Genomic DNA, 17131 nt, shown 5'->3' with positions numbered 1-17131 from the left:
GGCTTAAGTCATCAATACTGTTCTGAAATTCTGTATGTTTTTCAAGGCGGTACCAGTACCTCTTACAACTGCACGTAGAGGATCTTCAGCAATGTGAATTGGTAATTTGGTTTTTTGGTGTAGCCTTTTATCCAAACCTTTCAATAATGCACCTCCACCAGTTAAATGTATGCCATTGTCATAAATATCTGCTGAAAGTTCAGGCGGAGCAATTTCCAGAGCTTTTAAAACTGCTTCTTCGATTTTAGACACTGATTTATCCAAAGCGAAAGCAATTTCAGAATATGAAACTTTTATAACTTTTGGAATTCCTGTCATTAAATCTCTACCTCGGATTTCATGATCTTCTGGTGGCTCATCGAGTTCAGTAAGCGCTGATCCGATCGCTATTTTTACTTTTTCTGCGGATCTTTCTCCAATTAATAAATTGTGCTGTCTTCGCATATAGTCCAGGATGTCCTTTGTGAATGTATCACCGGCCACACGGATGGATTGATCGGCCACGATACCAGATAACGCAATCAATGCAATCTCTGTTGTACCACCTCCTATATCTACGATCATAGAGCCCATTGGTTTCTCAATGTCGATTCCAATACCTATCGCCGCAGCAATAGGTTCGAAGATCATATATACCTCTTTTGCCCCTGCATGTTCAGCAGAGTCCCGAACTGCTCTTTTTTCTACTTCTGTAATTCCGGAAGGAATACAAATTACCATTCTATGTGATTGGGGAAACATTCCTTTCTTCTGACCTGGAATCATTTTAATCAATCCCCGAATCATTTGCTCAGCCGCATAAAAATCTGCGATTACACCGTCCTTTAGAGGTCTGATGGTTTTAATATTTTCATGGGTTTTCTCATGCATATTCATCGCCTCCCTGCCAACTGCCAGAACTCGGTTAGTTGATTTGTCTATCGCAATGATAGAAGGTTCATCCACCACTATCTTATCCTTATGGATAATCAAGGTGTTGGCTGTACCAAGATCGATGGCTATATCACTTGAGAAAAAATCGAATAATCCCATTTTTGACTTTTTGATTGGCTAATAATTGGAGTTAATTGTTCAATATAATACGATGAGTACTTATTATTAAACAGAGGTCGGCAAAATTATTACCTTAATGGGAGAAATCTGAAAGAAACCTGATATTTTTTGGTGTATTTATTAAAAAGGACACCTTTTATTTTAGTTTGTTACGTTTGATTTAAAGATTGCCCCAAATTGGGTGTGTCGTTTAGAATCCTTCTGTAGATTTTTTACTCAAATTGTTTTTGCATCAAATTTATTTTACATTTGTGGCGTATTCGAAAGTTTCTCGAGGGGACAACAATGTCCCCTCTTTCATTATGCATACTATGTCCGAGCTGAAGCAAGCTATCGAAGAAATTGTAGAAAAGCATCTTCCTGATGAAAATCACTTTGTCGTGGAGGTTATAATTGCTGAAAAAGCAGGTAAAACTACTTTGAGTATTTTGATTGACGCGGATGAAGGATTGAATATCCAGACGTGTGCGAATGTGAGCAGGGCAGTTTCGGAAGAACTAGAAGCGAAGGACTTAATTTCTAGCGCTTATGTTTTGGAAGTATCTTCTCCTGGATTGGATTATCCACTCAATAGTAGAAGGCAATTCCAGAAAAATGTAGGTAGGGAATTGAAAGTTTTGCGAAGCACTGGTGAGGAACTTACGGGGAAATTATTAGAAGTTGAATCATCTGGAGTGAAAATCCTGGTGAAGAAAAAGGAAAAAGGCAAGAAAGCCACTGAAGAGGAAGTTAGCCTTCCTTTTGAGGACATGAAAAAAACAATCGTACAAGTATCTTTTAAATAACTCAAATGGATGCCAAAATCTTAATAGAATCCTTCGCAGAGTTTGCGAGATCTAAAAATGTGGATCGACCTACCATGATCCGTATCCTGGAAGATGTGTTCAGAGCAATGATTAGAAAGAAGTTTGAATCAGATGAAAACTTCGATGTGACAATCAATGCTGATAAGGGTGACCTCGAGATTTTCAGAATCAGAGAAATTGTTGATGATAATTCTGAGGATATTTGGGATTTTGATAAAATCAGTTTGTCAGAAGCTAGAAAGATTGAGCCAGATTTTGAAATAGGTGAAGAAGTATACGAGAAAATTGAATTGGAGGAATTTGGAAGAAGAGCTGTGCAAATGGCTCGTCAGACATTGATCCAACGAATTAAAGATCTGGAAAAAGATATTCTTTATAATAAGTATGAGGAGCAAGTTGGTGAGATCGTTTCAGCAGAAGTTTATCAGATATTAGGAAGAGAAGTTCTTTTGATGGACGGTGAAGGGAATGAATTGATCCTTCCTAAAGGAGAACAGATTCCTAAGGATAGATTTAGAAAAGGTGATTCGGTCAAGGCAATTGTCCACCGAGTGGATATGATGAATGGGAATCCAAAAATCATTCTTTCCAGAACTTCTCCTGTTTTCTTAGAGAGGTTATTTGAAAATGAAGTTCCTGAGGTATATGACGGATTGATCACCATTGTAAAGATCGTACGTGAACCAGGAGAAAGGGCAAAAGTGGCAGTTGAATCTTATGATGACAGAATTGATCCGGTAGGAGCATGCGTCGGAATGAAAGGTTCAAGAATTCATGCAGTTGTTCGTGAGCTTCAGAATGAGAATATAGATGTCATTAATTATACGGATAATTTAGACCTATACGTAACGAGAGCCCTAAGTCCTGCTAAGGTTTCTTCTATTACAGTTAATAAAGAAACAAAGAGGATTTCTGTGTTCTTGAAGCCCGATCAAGTATCTCTTGCTATAGGAAAAGGCGGTTTCAATATAAAATTGGCCAGTAAATTGGTTGAGTACGAAATAGATGTTTTCCGTGAATTGAATGAATACGAAGAGGAGGATGTTGATCTATTAGAATTCGGTGATGAAATTGAAGGATGGATCATCGAAGAGTTGAAAAAGACGGGTTTAGATACTGCTAAAAGTGTTTTGACCTTAACTAGGGAGGATTTACTCCGGAGAACAGAACTTGAGGAAGAGACGATCGATGAGATATTCAGAATCCTCAGACAAGAATTTGAACAATAATACAAAGGGTTTACTAATTAAAACACCCTATTTTACTTAAGATTTCGAAAGAGGTTTTTGCTTATGTCAGAAGAAAAAATGATACGATTAGGCCAAATAGCCAGAAAACTCAACGTGGGAACGGCGACCATAGTTGAGTCAATGGCTAAAAAAGGCTTTGAGGTGGAGAATAATCCGAATTCCAAGATCAGCATGGAGCAAGTAGAGATGCTGAAAAAGGAATTCAAATCTTCTGCCCTCGATAAAGAAGAGGCTTCCCACCTTTCCATAGGGAAGCGTCATGAGCCTATTTCGATGGAGCCAGATACTCCAAAGCAAGAAAAGGCTCCTGAACCAGAATCAAAAGCTGCTCCAGTGGAGGCTCCTAAACCAGAACCAGCTCCGGCTCCTGAGCCAACGCCGAAAGTAGAAACTAAGCCTGAAGTTAAAGCGGAAGAGCCAAAACCAATTTCTGAAACTCCGAAAGAGCCCGAGGCTCCGAAGGTTGAAACAGAATCTCCAAAACTGGAAGGAATAAAAGTTCTTGGTAAAATTGATTTGAGTAAAAACCCTGCTCCGACTCAAAGACATGGTGGACATGGTAATCGAGGACAAAGACATGGTGGGGATAATAGAAAGCCTCAAAATCAGCAAAAGTCTCAACAGGATCAAAAGAAGCAGAATCCCCAACAGGCAAAAAGTGTTAAGCCAACACCTCCTTCAGCAGCAAAACCTGAGCAGAAGAAAGCTTCTCCCGAAGCTCCGAAAGAAGATGCTCCAAAGCCAAAGCCAAGTGAATTGATTTCTGCGAAAGCAGATTCTTTAAAGGGCTTGACAGTTTTAGGAAAAATTGATCTTCCAGCTGATAAGCCTAAAAAGAAAGGTGGGCCAGTTGCATCTTCTGACGAAAGAGGAAGGGATAAAAAGCGTCCTAGAAAAAGAATTGATAAGGGGGGCTCTAACTCCGGAGGTAATAGAAATCAAGGCCAAGGTGGTGGAAATAGGAACCAAGGGGGTCAAAGAGGAAATAACCAAAATAGAGGAGGACAAGGTAGAGTTCAAAAGGCTGAACCCACTCAAAAAGAGATTCAGGATCAAATCAAACAAACTCTTGCCCGACTTCAAGGAAACAAACCTGGAGGAGGAAAGTCCAAGTCAAGAAGAGATAAAAAGGCAGAACGTGAAAGAGAAGTCGATCACGAAAACGAAGAAACAAAATTGCTTAAAGTCACAGAATTTATTTCTGCAAATGACTTAGCTGCCCTTTTAGACGTATCCGTGAATCAGATTATTTCAACATGTATGTCTTTGGGTATGTTCGTTTCGATCAATCAAAGACTAGATGCTGAAGCAATTACGATTATTGCTGATGAATTTGGATTCGATGTTGAATTCACCAAATCTATTGAAGATGAAATCGTAGAAGAGGTAGAGGACGATCCAGAAGATTTGGTCGAAAGAGCTCCGATCGTAACGATCATGGGTCACGTTGATCATGGTAAAACTTCCTTATTGGATTACATCCGTACTTCAAAAGTCACAGCAGATGAAGCGGGAGGTATTACACAGCATATTGGTGCATATGATGTGACGACCAAAACGGGACATAAAATTGCATTCTTGGATACACCAGGTCACGAAGCCTTTACAGCGATGCGTGCTCGAGGTGCCAAAATCACTGATATCGCAATCATTGTGATTGCAGCGGATGATAGTATCATGCCACAAACTAAAGAGGCGATCAACCATGCTCAAGTTGCGGGAGTTCCAATGATTTTCGCGATAAATAAAATTGATAAGCCAAACGCTAATCCAAATAAAATCAAAGAAGAATTAGCAAACATGAATCTTTTGATAGAGGAATGGGGCGGAAAATATCAATCTCAGGAATTGTCTGCAAAAACCGGAGAAGGTGTTGATGATCTTTTGGAAAAGGTGCTTTTAGAAGCAGAAGTCTTGGAATTGAAAGCAAATCCTAATAAAAATGCCACTGGTACTGTGATTGAAGCTTCTTTGGATAAAGGAAGAGGATATGTCACGACGATTATGGTACAAAGTGGTACGTTGAAAATAGGAGACATTACACTTGCAGGAAAGCACTATGGCCGCGTAAAAGCCATGTTTGACCATAAGGGAAAAAAGTTAAAAACTGCAGGACCTTCTACTCCTGTTCAATTACTAGGTTTAAGTGGTGCTCCTCAAGCGGGTGACATAATCAAAGTATACGATACAGAAAGAGAAGCAAGAGAAATTGCCAACTCAAGAGAGCAAATACAAAGGGAGCAAAGTCTTAGAACTAAGAAACATATTACGTTGGATGAAATTGGTCGCCGTTTGGCAATTGGTTCATTTAAAGAACTTAATATTATTATTAAGGGTGACGTAGATGGATCCGTGGAAGCACTTTCGGATTCCTTATTGAAGCTTTCTAAAGACGAAGTTAAAGTAAGTATAATCCATAAGGGTGTAGGTCAGATTTCTGAATCAGACGTTCTTCTGGCTTCAGCTTCAGATGCGATTATTCTTGGATTCCAGGTAAGACCTTCTGCAAATGCGAAGAAATTGGCAGAACAGGAAGAAATTGAAATCAGACATTACTCTATCATCTATGATGCGATTAATCAGATCAAAGATGCGATTGAGGGAATGCTAGAGCCAGAATTTGAGGAAGTTATTACAGGTAATATTCAAGTTCGTGAGGTATTCAAGATTTCTAAGATCGGTACTGTTGCAGGTTCTTACGTTATGGATGGATATATCACTCGTAAGAATAAAATCAGAGTCATTCGGGATGGTATTGTAATCCATGAAGGTGAGATCGATCAATTGAAGCGATTCAAAGATGATGTTGCCGAAGTGAAAGCCGGATACGAATGCGGTATCTCTATCAAAAACTTCAATAACATTGAAGTGGACGATACTATTGAAGGTTATGAAATGCGTGAGATCAAGCGAAAAAAATAATTTAGCGAGAATAAATAAGATAGAAAGGAACGGGAAACCGTTCCTTTTTTATTTTTGAGATATGATTGAAGCGATTCTTTTCATTTTAAAACTTCTAATTGGATTATCTATCCTCCAGCTTTTTATAGGTATGGTTCAGCCGGTTTACGTGCTTTGGTTTTTAGATCGATGCAATCGAATGAAAGTATTGAAGATATTTGGATCTGCATCTGTGGTTCTATTAGTTTTATATTCTATACTTAATTTATATTTTGAGTAAATAGAAAAAATCAAATAATTTTTTCACAGATATGATTTTTTACAAAATACTATTTTGAATTATAATTGAGGAAGGGTTAATTTATCATTACTTTTCATCCAGTAAATTGCCTGGGTTGAAAAAAATATCATCCATATTACTTCTCTTGTGTTTTGCCATTTATAATTTTGGCTATTATGCATTTTATATTTCCTACGATACTCATTTAGAGTCAACATGAGAAAATGAAGTATATAATACAGAATTGGATGGGCTGGAAGAGTGATGGATGTCCCCTTGACAAGTGCCTTATATGTCTTATCAAGAGGATTTTCAAATTACAAATACCAGATTTGAAAAAGACGGAAAGTATTATCGTGCGATCAAGCAACGCTACATTAACGATAAATTACAGATCGTTTATGTTCCGGATACAGCCAGAAAAGTTCTGGATATTACAATAAAAATATGGGTCTCTTCTTTAGTAGATGATGAGCTTCCTTCTAACCAAGGAAGTAAATCACTCCTAAAGAATTTTGTTAAGGATTATATCCAAACCGAAGATCTTCCTTTTACTGTATTTTCATCAAATATTGAAAATAGTACAATAGGGTTTATTTTTTCAACTTATCAAAATCCGATTTACACGTTAGACTCACCACCTCCCCAAATTTCTTGACTTTTTAATCGAGTACTTTGTATTCGGTAACTATTCGATTTTCTAAGCAAGAAAATCTTCATCTTTTTAAGTACCTCAATCAGTTACTTAACAATTTACCCTATATCAATGAAAAAAATTACTATTATCATGGCAGTAGTTATGCTGCTGTGTACAATAAATTCATACGGTCAGGGCTGCGTTGCGATACGCCAATTTTCTGTATTGGGAAATGCAGTTGGCCAAGGAAATATGCTTGAAAAAGGTGAATGGAATATTTCAGATAACTACAGGTATTTCAAATCATTCAGACATTTCAGAGGGAACCATGAAGAAACAAATCGTGTGGAAGATGGGACGGAGGTAATAAACCACCAACATGGCCTTGATTTCAATATAAGTTATGCATTCAATGAAAGAGTCTACGGAATCCTTTCTTTGCTACTTCAGTATAATGAACGAAGTTCTTTATATGAGCATGGAAGGACCGAGTGCCATACTATTTCAAAGGACTAGGAGACATTCGTATTGGAGCTGGTTACTGGATACTTTCTGGTGAAAAAGCCAAAAAAGGTAATATAGCAATTGGATTGGGAATTAAGTTTCCTACCGGTGATTATGCTGCTACAAGCAAATTTTATAATCAGAGAACGGAAGGAATTGAGGAAGTGAAAACGGTAGATCAGTCAATACAACTTGGAGATGGAGGCACTGGTTTGATTGTCGACTTTCAGGGATTATGGAATATTACAAATACCTATTTCTGGTATTATGACGGTTTCTATATGTTTAATTCCAAAGAGACTAAAGGAACTCCAACCAATCGAAGAAGGGAAAATGAGGCGATTATGAGTGTTCCAGATGAATATGCGGTAAGAACAGGGGTATTCAAATCATTCGAAAAAATTCATGGATTAGGGATTTCCTTGGGTGGTAGAGTGGAAGGAAGACCGGTTCATGATGCCATAGGTGGAAGCAATGGTTTTAGAAGACCTGGATATATTGTTTCAGTAGAACCAGGGATAAGCTATATGAAAGGAAATGTGACAGGAACATTGAATGTACCAATAGCTTTGATAAGGAATAGAACTCAAGGTGTCACTGATATTGAGAATTCTACTCCTGATGAACCAGTCCATGGCGATGCCGCATTTGCAGATTATTTGATCAATTTCTCCTTGGCTTGGAGAATACCTAGGAAAGTAGCAACTCCATTTAAATCATTATAAAAAAATAGCAATCAAAGAGCCTTTGCTGGCTCTTTGATTTCTGATTTCAAACTTTTTGTAGCTAAAATCATCAAGGAAATTGCAAGTACAAATAATGCTGCAGCAAGGAGAGAAAGTACATAAACTTCATCCTGGAAATTTTTCCAGGCAAATAATCCCAAAGAAGCCAATGTTACAGTAAACATGAAAAACATTGGAATAGTGACAAACCATGCATTCACTTTTTCTCGAATCATCCAGACTGCGATTGTCAAAAGTGCCAGAGCTGCTAATAATTGATTGGCAGAACCAAAGATTGGCCAAAGGGTAGTGAATTCTCCTGAAACCAATAATAGGATTGAAAGTAATACTACAATGCTGGTAGACAGGTATCGGTTTGTTGCTATTTTCTTAGCAGCGGGCTGTGGTAAATCTTCAAAGTATTCCTGTAGAGTAAATCTTGCCAAACGGGTACAGGTATCCAATGTTGTTAACGCAAAAGCAGAAACTGTTAATGCTACAAAGGCTACGGCAAATTCTTCTTGAATCCCTAAACTGGAAATCATTCCTCCTAAACCGGTGGAAAATAAAGCTACAGGCCCTTCTCCAGTGAGTCTATCAAAATAATCTCCTCGTTCTAAGACAACCACTGCACAAACTGATATAATAGCTAAGAATGATTCTATGAGCATCCCTCCAAAGCCTACAAGTTTTGCATCACTTGCTTTATCAAGTTGTTTGGAGGTAGTGCCTGAAGCTACCAGCGAATGAAAACCACTAATTGCTCCACAAGCTATTGTTATGAACAAAACAGGAAAAATATATCCTAGGCTCTCAGATGATGCTACAATTTCATTGGTCATCTTGACCTCAGGGTTAGCAATAAAAATCCCTAAAACGGCAGCGATGATCATACCATAAAGTAAAAAGCTATTTAAATAATCTCTTGGCTGTAGTAAAAGACTTACCGGAGTGACAGAAGCGATGAATGCGTATCCAAGTAATGCAAGAATCCAAACTTTATAATCTAACACGATCGGGAATTGAATTCCTACAAAAACAAAAAAGTACATTAATATGACTCCGATAACACTAAGTATTATAAATGCAATTTTTCTGCTTCCTACAATTTTACTGAACCTCCCAAAAACTATAGCAAGAAAAATAAAAGAAATTGATGCGGAAGCTACTCCAGGATTACTGACGAATGTCTTTGCAATAATATCGGCGAAAACGCCAATAACCAGAATCAATGTAGAAAAGGAAAAAATAATAAAGAGTTGTTTTCCTTTTGGACCAATTTGGTTTCTGATTATAACGCCAATGGATTTGCCCTCTGTTTTTAGAGAGGCTGCCATACTACCTAAATCATGAACTGCTCCAAAAAATATTCCACCGACCAGAATCCAAATCACGGCAGGAATCCATCCAAAAGTAACAGCAATGATAGGTCCTACAATCGGGCCTGCTCCAGCAATAGAGGCAAAATGATGCCCTAAAACTACAATTGGTTTACTTGGTTCATAATCCACACCGTCATTAAATTCATGGGATGGAGCTGGCTTTTCATCGTTGATTCCGAATTTTTTGTATACAAATCCCCCATAAAATTTATAAGCCAGAAAAAGAATTATTCCAGAAGCGAGTAATAATAGAGGAAGGCTCATCTTTGGGTTATTTGGCGATTGTTAAAATAACTTCTTAATTATGAAGAATACGTTAATTACTCAAAATAAAGCAATTATCAGAGGAGTAAAAAGGAAATTAAAACTGAATGCAAAAAGAAAATCCCATTCAAATAAAAGCAAGCTATTTAATTAGTGATTTTATTTAATGGAGATTAGGACTAAATTTGTAACCTTTGATTTATCAAAACAACGACCTAAAATCACATTATGGCTTGGTTTAAAAGAACTGACAAAGGCATCAAAACCTCCACCGCGGAGAAAAAGGATACACCGGATGGCCTTTGGTTTAAAACCCCGAATGGAAATATTATTCATACACGCGAGTTGAAAAACAACGCATATGTATGTCCAGATGATGATTTTCATGTAAAAATCGGATCTAAAGAATATTTCGAGATTCTGTTTGACGGAAATAAATTCACTGAATTAGATAAGGATATGAAATCCGGTGATCCGTTAAATTTTACCGATACCAAACCTTATACGGCTCGAATTGAAGCTACCATCAAGAAAACAGAACTGAACGACGCCGTGAGATCTGCGGTAGGGAAGATGAATGGACTTGATTTGGTAGTTTCCTGCATGGATTTCAATTTTATAGGTGGATCTATGGGATCAGTAGTAGGGGAAAAAATTGCAAGAGCTATAGACTACTCTCTAAAGCATAAGATTCCATTCCTGATGATTTCAAAATCCGGAGGAGCAAGAATGATGGAAGCTGGTTTTTCTCTAATGCAAATGGCTAAAACTTCAGCTAAGTTGGCACTATTGGATCAAGCGGGAATTCCATTTATATCTTTATTGACAGATCCTACCACAGGAGGAGTAACTGCCTCTTATGCAATGCTAGGCGATTTCAATATTGCCGAACCGGAAGCTTTAATAGGCTTTGCAGGGCCAAGGGTTATTCGAGAAACTATAGGCAAAGATTTACCCAAAGGATTCCAAAGTTCTGAGTTTGTTTTGGAACATGGTTTCTTGGATTTTATCATTGACAGAAGACAATTAAAGAGTAGATTGACAACTTTGTTAAACCTCTTGCATAATTAATCAGTTATCCTATCAAATGAATTTCAGTTTCTAGCCAAATTTGGATTTGGTTATGACCTGATTATAGGATTTATAAATATATTTGTGTTCCAAAACCGGAATCAATCCATACGAAAAAGTAAAACCAATATTTCATGGGTTCAGTAATTATTACATCAATAGTAGCATTTACAGTAATTATACTGCTGCTGGTATTCATTCTCCTTTTCGCTCAGTCTAAACTGGTGAATTCTGGAGACGTAAACATTATCATAAATGGTGACGAAAGTTCTCCAATCGTAACAGCAGCAGGTACGACGTTGCTATCAACGTTGGGTGGGCAAAAAATCTTTCTTCCTTCTGCCTGTGGTGGTGGTGGAACATGCGCCATGTGTAAATGTGTAGTCGAAGAAGGAGGAGGAGAAGTACTTCCAACAGAAGTAGGCCATTTAAGTAGGGCAGAGCAGCAAGGGAATGTTCGACTTGCTTGTCAGGTGAAAGTGAAAAATGACATGAAGATTCGTGTTCCAGAAGAAATCTTCGGGATCAAGAAGTGGGATTGTGAAGTTATTTCGAACTATAACGTTTCGACTTTCATCAAAGAATTTAAAGTTAGACTCCCTGAAGGAGAAACTTTGGATTTTGAGGCGGGGGGTTACATCCAGATTGATGTTCCTGTGATAACAGTTAATTTCAAGGATATGGATATTACTCCACATCCTGAATTGGGTCACCCAGCTGATGTTTACCAAAGTGATTGGGATAAATTTGGTCTTTGGGATTTGGTCATGAAAAATGATGAGGAACTTTTTAGAGCATACTCTATGGCGAATCACCCAGCTGAAGGTAATATTGTCATGTTGACAATCCGTATAGCGACTCCGCCTTGGGATAGAGCTAATAACAAATGGATGGATGTAAATCCAGGAGTTTGTTCTTCATATGTTTTCTCTAGAAAACCAGGTGATAAAGTGACGATCTCAGGACCCTATGGTGAATTCCATATTAATCCTACCCAAAGAGAAATGGTATACATAGGAGGTGGTGCAGGTATGGCTCCATTGAGAGCACAGATTTTCCACCTTTTCCATACTGAGAAGACAAGCAGAAAGGTATCTTACTGGTATGGAGGTAGATCTAAGAAAGAATTATTCTATGTACCTCACTTTAGAGCTATCGAAGAAGAATTTCCAAATTTCCAATTTCATATCGGATTGTCAGAACCTCTTCCAGAAGATAATTGGAAAATCAAAAAATCTCTTGATGATAAAGAAGGAGATGGTTACGTAGGATTTATCCATCAGGTTTTGTATGATAATTATCTGAAAAATCACCCTGAACCAGATGAGGTAGAATATTACTTATGCGGTCCTCCGTTAATGAACGCTGCAGTTTTAAAGTTGCTTGACGATTTAGGAATTCCTGAAGAAAACATCAGATTTGATGATTTCGGAGGATAAAAATAAAATCCCGCATTTGCGGGATTTTTTTTGTCCCTATTGAAATGATCTTGAGCAGTTTGAGGCAGCATTAATTTTCTTTGGTAAAAAAAGGCAGGGATTTTGATTCTTTCAAATTTATTATTTGATCTATTTTGGAACAGAATTCTCTTAAGTTCCATGTCAAATTTTGATTATTTTTACCCAATACCACACCCTTATGAACATTCAATCTTTTTTTGAACCCGTCGCTGACTTCCTTTGGCAAAAGAAGTATGCTGAAAACACCTTCTTTCATCAAATCCATTTCTATGGTGAGAACTTCCCAAACCTAAAAGGAATTCAAATAGCTATAGTGGGACTAAGAGAAACAAGAGGGATTAAGAAATTTGAAAGCCTTGATCGATCTAGCTCAGAAATTAGAGAAAAACTGTATGAGTTAAAAAGAGGATTTGCAGCTATTCGAGTGGCTGATTTGGGAGATTTAATTTCAGGAGAAACCCTAGAAGAAACCTATCAAAGAATCCAGAAAGTGGGAGAATACTTGATGAAACAGCAAATTCTTCCTGTTTATATTGGAGGGACACATGACTTGGATTTTGCACAATATCTATCCTATCAAAACATGAAGAAGTTGGTCAGCCTTCTTACGGTGGATCCAAAAGTTGATATGGATGAGAATGGCCCGATGGCTGAAAGACATACCCAGGAAATTATTCTTCATCAACCCAATTTCTTGTTTTCATATTCTCATTTGGCATATCAAAGTTTTCTGGTTGATCCTACTTTGATAAATGTGATGGAAAAACTTTACTTTGATCACGTTCGCTTAGGACAAGTAAGGTCAGCTTTTAAGGAAATTGAGCCGATTATTAGAAATGCTGATTTTATGAGTTTTGACCTCGCTGCAATCCAATCTACTGATGCTCCAGGAGCTGTTGATGCCCAACCTTTTGGATTGACAGCAGAAGAAGCTTGTCAGATTTGTTGGTTTGCCGGGACCAATGAAAAGTTAAGTTCCATAGGTATTTATGGATATGAACCTTATTATGATGACGCGCATAATAAGACAGCAAAAGTAATTGCTGTAATGATTTGGTATTTTATAGAAGGGTTTTATTCAAGGAAGGATAGTCTGTCCTTTAAGAGCAATGATTATATTAAATATACAGTTTCATTAGATTCCAAACCCAACACCATAGTTTTCTATAAAAGTAAAAAAAGTGGAAAATGGTGGATGGAGATTCCTCAGAATGAGACTGAAAAGTTTGACAGAGGAAGTACAGTCCCTTGTAGTTATGCAGATTACCAAATGGCTCAAAAGGGAGAAATTCCTGAACGTTGGGTAAATGCTCAGATCAAGCTTCTGTAAATGAAAATCTATACTAGACAGCAGCTCGCTTTACGAAATGGACAAGATAAACCCGAAATTTGGGTTGCATATCAAGGTATTATTTATGATGTTACGAGTTCTAATTTGTGGAGAAATGGAAAGCATTATGAACATTGGGCAGGACAGGATCTGACTGAAGAACTTGTGGATGCCCCGCATAACAATCAGGTTTTCAAAAAATTCACAGCGATAGGTCAATTAGCATAATATGATTTTAATAGCAGATAGTGGGTCTTCCAAAACCGATTGGAGAGTTATTCACCGAGATGGGAAAATAAGTCAATACAGAGGTGTTGGCTTTAATCCGTATTATCAGAGCTCTGAAGAAATGGCGACAAATATGCGTCATGAATTTCTTACAAACTTAGAATCTGAAATCGAGGAGATTTTTTATTATGGAGCAGGATGCTCTGTTGATTCCAGAAAAGCAGAAGTAGAAACAGCTTTGAGAACTATCTTTAAAAAAGCTGATATCGAGGTAGATCATGATTTAGCAGCAGCTGCTAAAGCAACTTGTGGACACAAAGAAGGGATAGCTTGTATTTTGGGAACAGGTTCTAATAGCTGTGATTATGATGGAGAAACTATAATTGATACAAGACCAGCACCGGGTTATATTTTGGGAGATCAGGGAGGTGGAGGATATGTTGGAAGAAAATTTTTAATGGATTTCATTAACGATGAAATGCCTGTTGAAATTAAAGAGGAACTAGAGGAAAAGCTTAAACTTACTCCTTCATCGATTCAAGAACACGTATATAGAAAGCCCTTCCCTAATCGATATATGGCTAGCTTTTGTCGATTTATTACGGAGCATAAATCCAACCCTTATTGCTACATGCTTTATTATAATTCATTTATTGAGTTTTTTAAAGTTCATGTGATGAAGTATAAGAATTATAGAGATAAGCCAGTAAATTTCGTGGGATCTATCGCTTATTATAATAGCGATATTCTTCGAAAGGCAGCCTTAGATTCCCAAATAACAACAAACCTAATTATTGAAAGTCCTATATCAGGACTAACACTTTATCATCAGGAGAAATTATGAAAGTAACCGAGAGTTCTTCCCATTACGATAATCTCGAGAAAATGACAGTTTTGGAACTACTCCAAAACATCAATAAGGAAGATCATGTAGTTCCACAAGCAGTAAAAAAAGTACTTCCAGAGATTAGTAGGTTGGTCGAAATGATTGTGCCACGGATGGAAGCTGGGGGGAGGTTGATTTATATTGGTGCGGGTACAAGTGGAAGGTTAGGGATATTAGATGCATCGGAATGCCCTCCTACTTATGGAGTTCCTCATGAATGGGTTATTGGAATTATTGCCGGTGGGGATTCTGCTATTCGTAAATCTGTTGAAAATGCTGAGGATGATGTAGATCAAGCCTGGGAAGATATCCTAGAATATGGGTTTAATAAAGATGATACAGTAATAGGCATCGCAGCTTCTGGAACAACTCCCTATGTAATAGGTGGAGTGAAGATAGCAAGGGGAAAAGGGTTATTGACTGGATGCATTACTTGTAACCGGGATTCCCCACTTTCAAAAGAAGTAGAGTACCCAATCGAAGTAATAGTGGGTCCGGAGTTTGTCACTGGAAGTACGCGTATGAAATCAGGAACAGCTCAGAAACTTGTTCTCAATATGATTTCCACCACAGTGATGATAAAGCTTGGTAAGGTAAAAGGTAATAAAATGGTTGATATGCAACTTTCCAATGCAAAACTGGTGCAAAGGGGTACTAATATGATCATGGAAGCAACGGGTACAGACGAAGAAACCGCAAAGGAATTATTACTAAGTCATGGGTCGGTAAGATTAGCAACAGAGTATTTTTATAAAAATAAGTAGGCTTGAAGTTCTCTTTTTATTTTCGAAGGCAATAGTTATTAATTTCAAGAATAGGCTTATCTTTGCACCCCGATTAAGCAATTGATAGTCAAGAGCTTATTTTAAACAAAATCCAGCAGTGATGCTGCATACTTATGAAAGGAAATAATCCAAAAAAGCAGTTTTTTAAAGGCGATAATGCCGAGTCTCAACCAAAAGGGAATACCGGAAGTGGTGAATCTAGAGGAAGAGGAAGAAAGTCAGATTCTGGAACAAATGAATTTGACCTTGGAAAAAGGTCTTCTAACACTAGAGATTCCAGAGGAGCAAAGCCTTCTTTTGAAAAGAAGAAGAACTTAAAATCAGATTCACCAAAATCATTTGGAGAAAAAAAGTTTGGAGCTAAATTCCAAAAATCCGATGAAGGTTCTTTTGGAAAGAAGCCTTCATTTGGAGGTAAGAAAGAAGGGTCTTCTGGTAATAAGTTTGAAAAAAGAGAGGAATCTGGGTTTTCAAAAAAAACTGGATACAAAGGGAAAAATGATAAATTTTCTTCTCCTGACAAGTTCAAGAAAGATGAATTTGGTCCAAATAAATTTGATAAAAAATCCGGGGCTAAATTTAAAAAATCATTCAATAAAGACGGGAAAAGTGGAGGTTTTGCATCCAAGGACTCCAACGAAGGACTTGTTTACAAAGGTAGAGGAAGAGACCAGCAACCGGTTTTTGCACCTGGAAAACCCAAGAAATTTGAAGGAAAAATTGATTCCGCTGGATTTGGCAGAAAAAGGTTTAAAGTGGATTCTGAAGCTCAGAATTCAAGACCTGATTATAATTTCGATCAATTACCTGCAAAAAAGGCCAAAAGCAAATCTGAAGATGGTTTGCTTCGGTTAAATAAATACATAGCAAATTCTGGAATTTGCAGTAGGAGAGAAGCAGATCAATTGATCGCTCAAGGCCTTGTATCCGTGAATGGAGAGGTGATAACTGAATTAGGGTACAAAGTCAATCGTACAGACAGAGTTGTATATCAGGGAAGAAAAATTAACCCTGAGAAGCCTGTTTATGTTTTGTTGAATAAGCCAAAGGATTTTATTACAACAACCGAAGATCCCCTAGAAAGGAAAACTGTGATGGCTTTGGTTGGTAATGCCTGTGAGGAAAGGATTTTCCCCGTAGGTAGATTAGATAGAAATACAACAGGATTATTGTTATTTACAAATGATGGAGAGTTAGCTGCCAAGCTTTCCCATCCCTCAAACCAAATCAAAAAGATCTATCAGGTGACTTTAGATAAACCTTTGACACATAATGATGAAAAGGCAATTCTTGAGGGATTAACTTTAGAAGATGGTGAAGTAGAAGTGGATGATATGCAGGTTTTATCCAAAGACAGAACTATTTTAGGCCTGGAAATCCATGTGGGAAGAAATAGAATTGTTAGAAGGATTTTTGCCCATCTTGGATATGAAGTGACTGCTTTGGATCGTGTGATGTATGCAGGCTTGGATAAAAAGGATCTGAAAAGAGGTCATTATAGATTCTTGTCTGAACAGGAAGTCATCAAATTGAAATACTTTATATAGTAAAAAGCTCCCAATTCTGGGA

15 protein-coding genes are annotated in these 17131 nt (G+C 37.5%); 13 read left to right on the top strand and 2 right to left on the bottom strand.

The features are described 5' to 3' along the window. Positions 1-3: 3 nt before the first annotated feature. The gene (locus tag AAGF08_RS17785; RefSeq protein WP_343512706.1) at positions 4-1032 is read right to left on the bottom strand and encodes a rod shape-determining protein; all 1029 of its coding nucleotides are present in this window, start codon (positions 1030-1032) and stop codon (positions 4-6) included. 332 nt (positions 1033-1364) lie between these two features. Here AAGF08_RS17785 and rimP point away from each other — a divergent pair, with 332 nt between their 5' ends. The 6 genes from rimP (at position 1365) to AAGF08_RS17755 (ending at position 8156) form a co-directional block, all read left to right on the top strand. Further along, positions 1365-1838: a ribosome maturation factor RimP gene (gene rimP, locus AAGF08_RS17780; RefSeq protein ID WP_343512705.1), complete on the top strand. Its 474-nt coding sequence runs from the start codon at positions 1365-1367 to the stop codon at positions 1836-1838. A 5-nt stretch (positions 1839-1843) separates the two neighbouring features. Then, positions 1844-3088, top strand: a complete 1245-nt coding sequence (gene nusA / locus AAGF08_RS17775; protein ID WP_343512703.1) for a transcription termination factor NusA — start codon at positions 1844-1846, stop codon at positions 3086-3088. A gap of 63 nt (positions 3089-3151) precedes the next feature. Next, positions 3152-6031: a translation initiation factor IF-2 gene (infB, locus tag AAGF08_RS17770; protein ID WP_343512702.1), complete on the top strand. Its 2880-nt coding sequence runs from the start codon at positions 3152-3154 to the stop codon at positions 6029-6031. A 551-nt stretch (positions 6032-6582) separates the two neighbouring features. After that, positions 6583-6948: a hypothetical protein gene (locus AAGF08_RS17765; protein WP_343512700.1), complete on the top strand. Its 366-nt coding sequence runs from the start codon at positions 6583-6585 to the stop codon at positions 6946-6948. Positions 6949-7056: 108 nt separating this feature from the next. After that, complete coding sequence (locus tag AAGF08_RS17760; RefSeq protein WP_343512699.1) at positions 7057-7443, top strand: hypothetical protein; 387 nt, start codon at positions 7057-7059, stop codon at positions 7441-7443. Further along, entirely contained in the window at positions 7419-8156 is a 738-nt protein-coding gene (locus tag AAGF08_RS17755) for a hypothetical protein (RefSeq protein ID WP_343512698.1), read from the top strand. The genes AAGF08_RS17760 and AAGF08_RS17755 overlap by 25 nt, the downstream gene beginning before the upstream one ends. An 11-nt stretch (positions 8157-8167) precedes the next feature. Here AAGF08_RS17755 and AAGF08_RS17750 read toward each other — a convergent pair whose 3' ends face one another. Then, positions 8168-9802, bottom strand: a complete 1635-nt coding sequence (locus AAGF08_RS17750; protein ID WP_343512697.1) for a carbon starvation protein A — start codon at positions 9800-9802, stop codon at positions 8168-8170. A 228-nt stretch (positions 9803-10030) separates the two neighbouring features. On the opposite strand from AAGF08_RS17750, the gene accD reads away from it, so the two are divergent. The 7 genes from accD to AAGF08_RS17715 all read left to right on the top strand — a co-directional run bounded on the left by accD (position 10031) and on the right by AAGF08_RS17715 (position 17109). Then, positions 10031-10873: an acetyl-CoA carboxylase, carboxyltransferase subunit beta gene (accD, locus tag AAGF08_RS17745; RefSeq protein ID WP_343512696.1), complete on the top strand. Its 843-nt coding sequence runs from the start codon at positions 10031-10033 to the stop codon at positions 10871-10873. Positions 10874-11007: 134 nt separating this feature from the next. Next, a complete protein-coding gene (nqrF, locus tag AAGF08_RS17740; RefSeq protein WP_343512695.1) occupies positions 11008-12312 on the top strand; it encodes an NADH:ubiquinone reductase (Na(+)-transporting) subunit F in 1305 nt (434 codons plus the stop codon). 199 nt (positions 12313-12511) lie between these two features. Next, the gene (locus tag AAGF08_RS17735; protein WP_343512694.1) at positions 12512-13663 is read left to right on the top strand and encodes a formimidoylglutamase; all 1152 of its coding nucleotides are present in this window, start codon (positions 12512-12514) and stop codon (positions 13661-13663) included. Next, entirely contained in the window at positions 13664-13891 is a 228-nt protein-coding gene (locus AAGF08_RS17730) for a cytochrome b5 domain-containing protein (RefSeq protein WP_343512693.1), read from the top strand. 1 nt (position 13892) lies between these two features. Beyond that, positions 13893-14735 (top strand): N-acetylglucosamine kinase, encoded by an 843-nt coding sequence (locus AAGF08_RS17725; RefSeq protein ID WP_343512691.1) that lies wholly within the window; start codon positions 13893-13895, stop codon positions 14733-14735. Next, the gene (murQ, locus tag AAGF08_RS17720; protein ID WP_343512689.1) at positions 14732-15541 is read left to right on the top strand and encodes an N-acetylmuramic acid 6-phosphate etherase; all 810 of its coding nucleotides are present in this window, start codon (positions 14732-14734) and stop codon (positions 15539-15541) included. Before AAGF08_RS17725 ends, murQ begins: the two co-directional genes overlap by 4 nt. 134 nt (positions 15542-15675) lie before the next feature. Continuing rightward, positions 15676-17109 carry a pseudouridine synthase gene (locus tag AAGF08_RS17715; RefSeq protein ID WP_343512688.1) on the top strand — a complete coding sequence of 478 codons (1434 nt, stop codon included), beginning with the start codon at positions 15676-15678 and terminating at the stop codon, positions 17107-17109. Positions 17110-17131 lie beyond the last annotated feature (22 nt).

This window comes from Algoriphagus sp. SE2, assembly GCF_039563885.1.
Taxonomy (GTDB): Bacteria; Bacteroidota; Bacteroidia; order Cytophagales; family Cyclobacteriaceae; genus Algoriphagus.
Note: the sequence above shows the minus strand (reverse complement) of the source record. Positions and strands in the feature narration are given on the sequence as shown.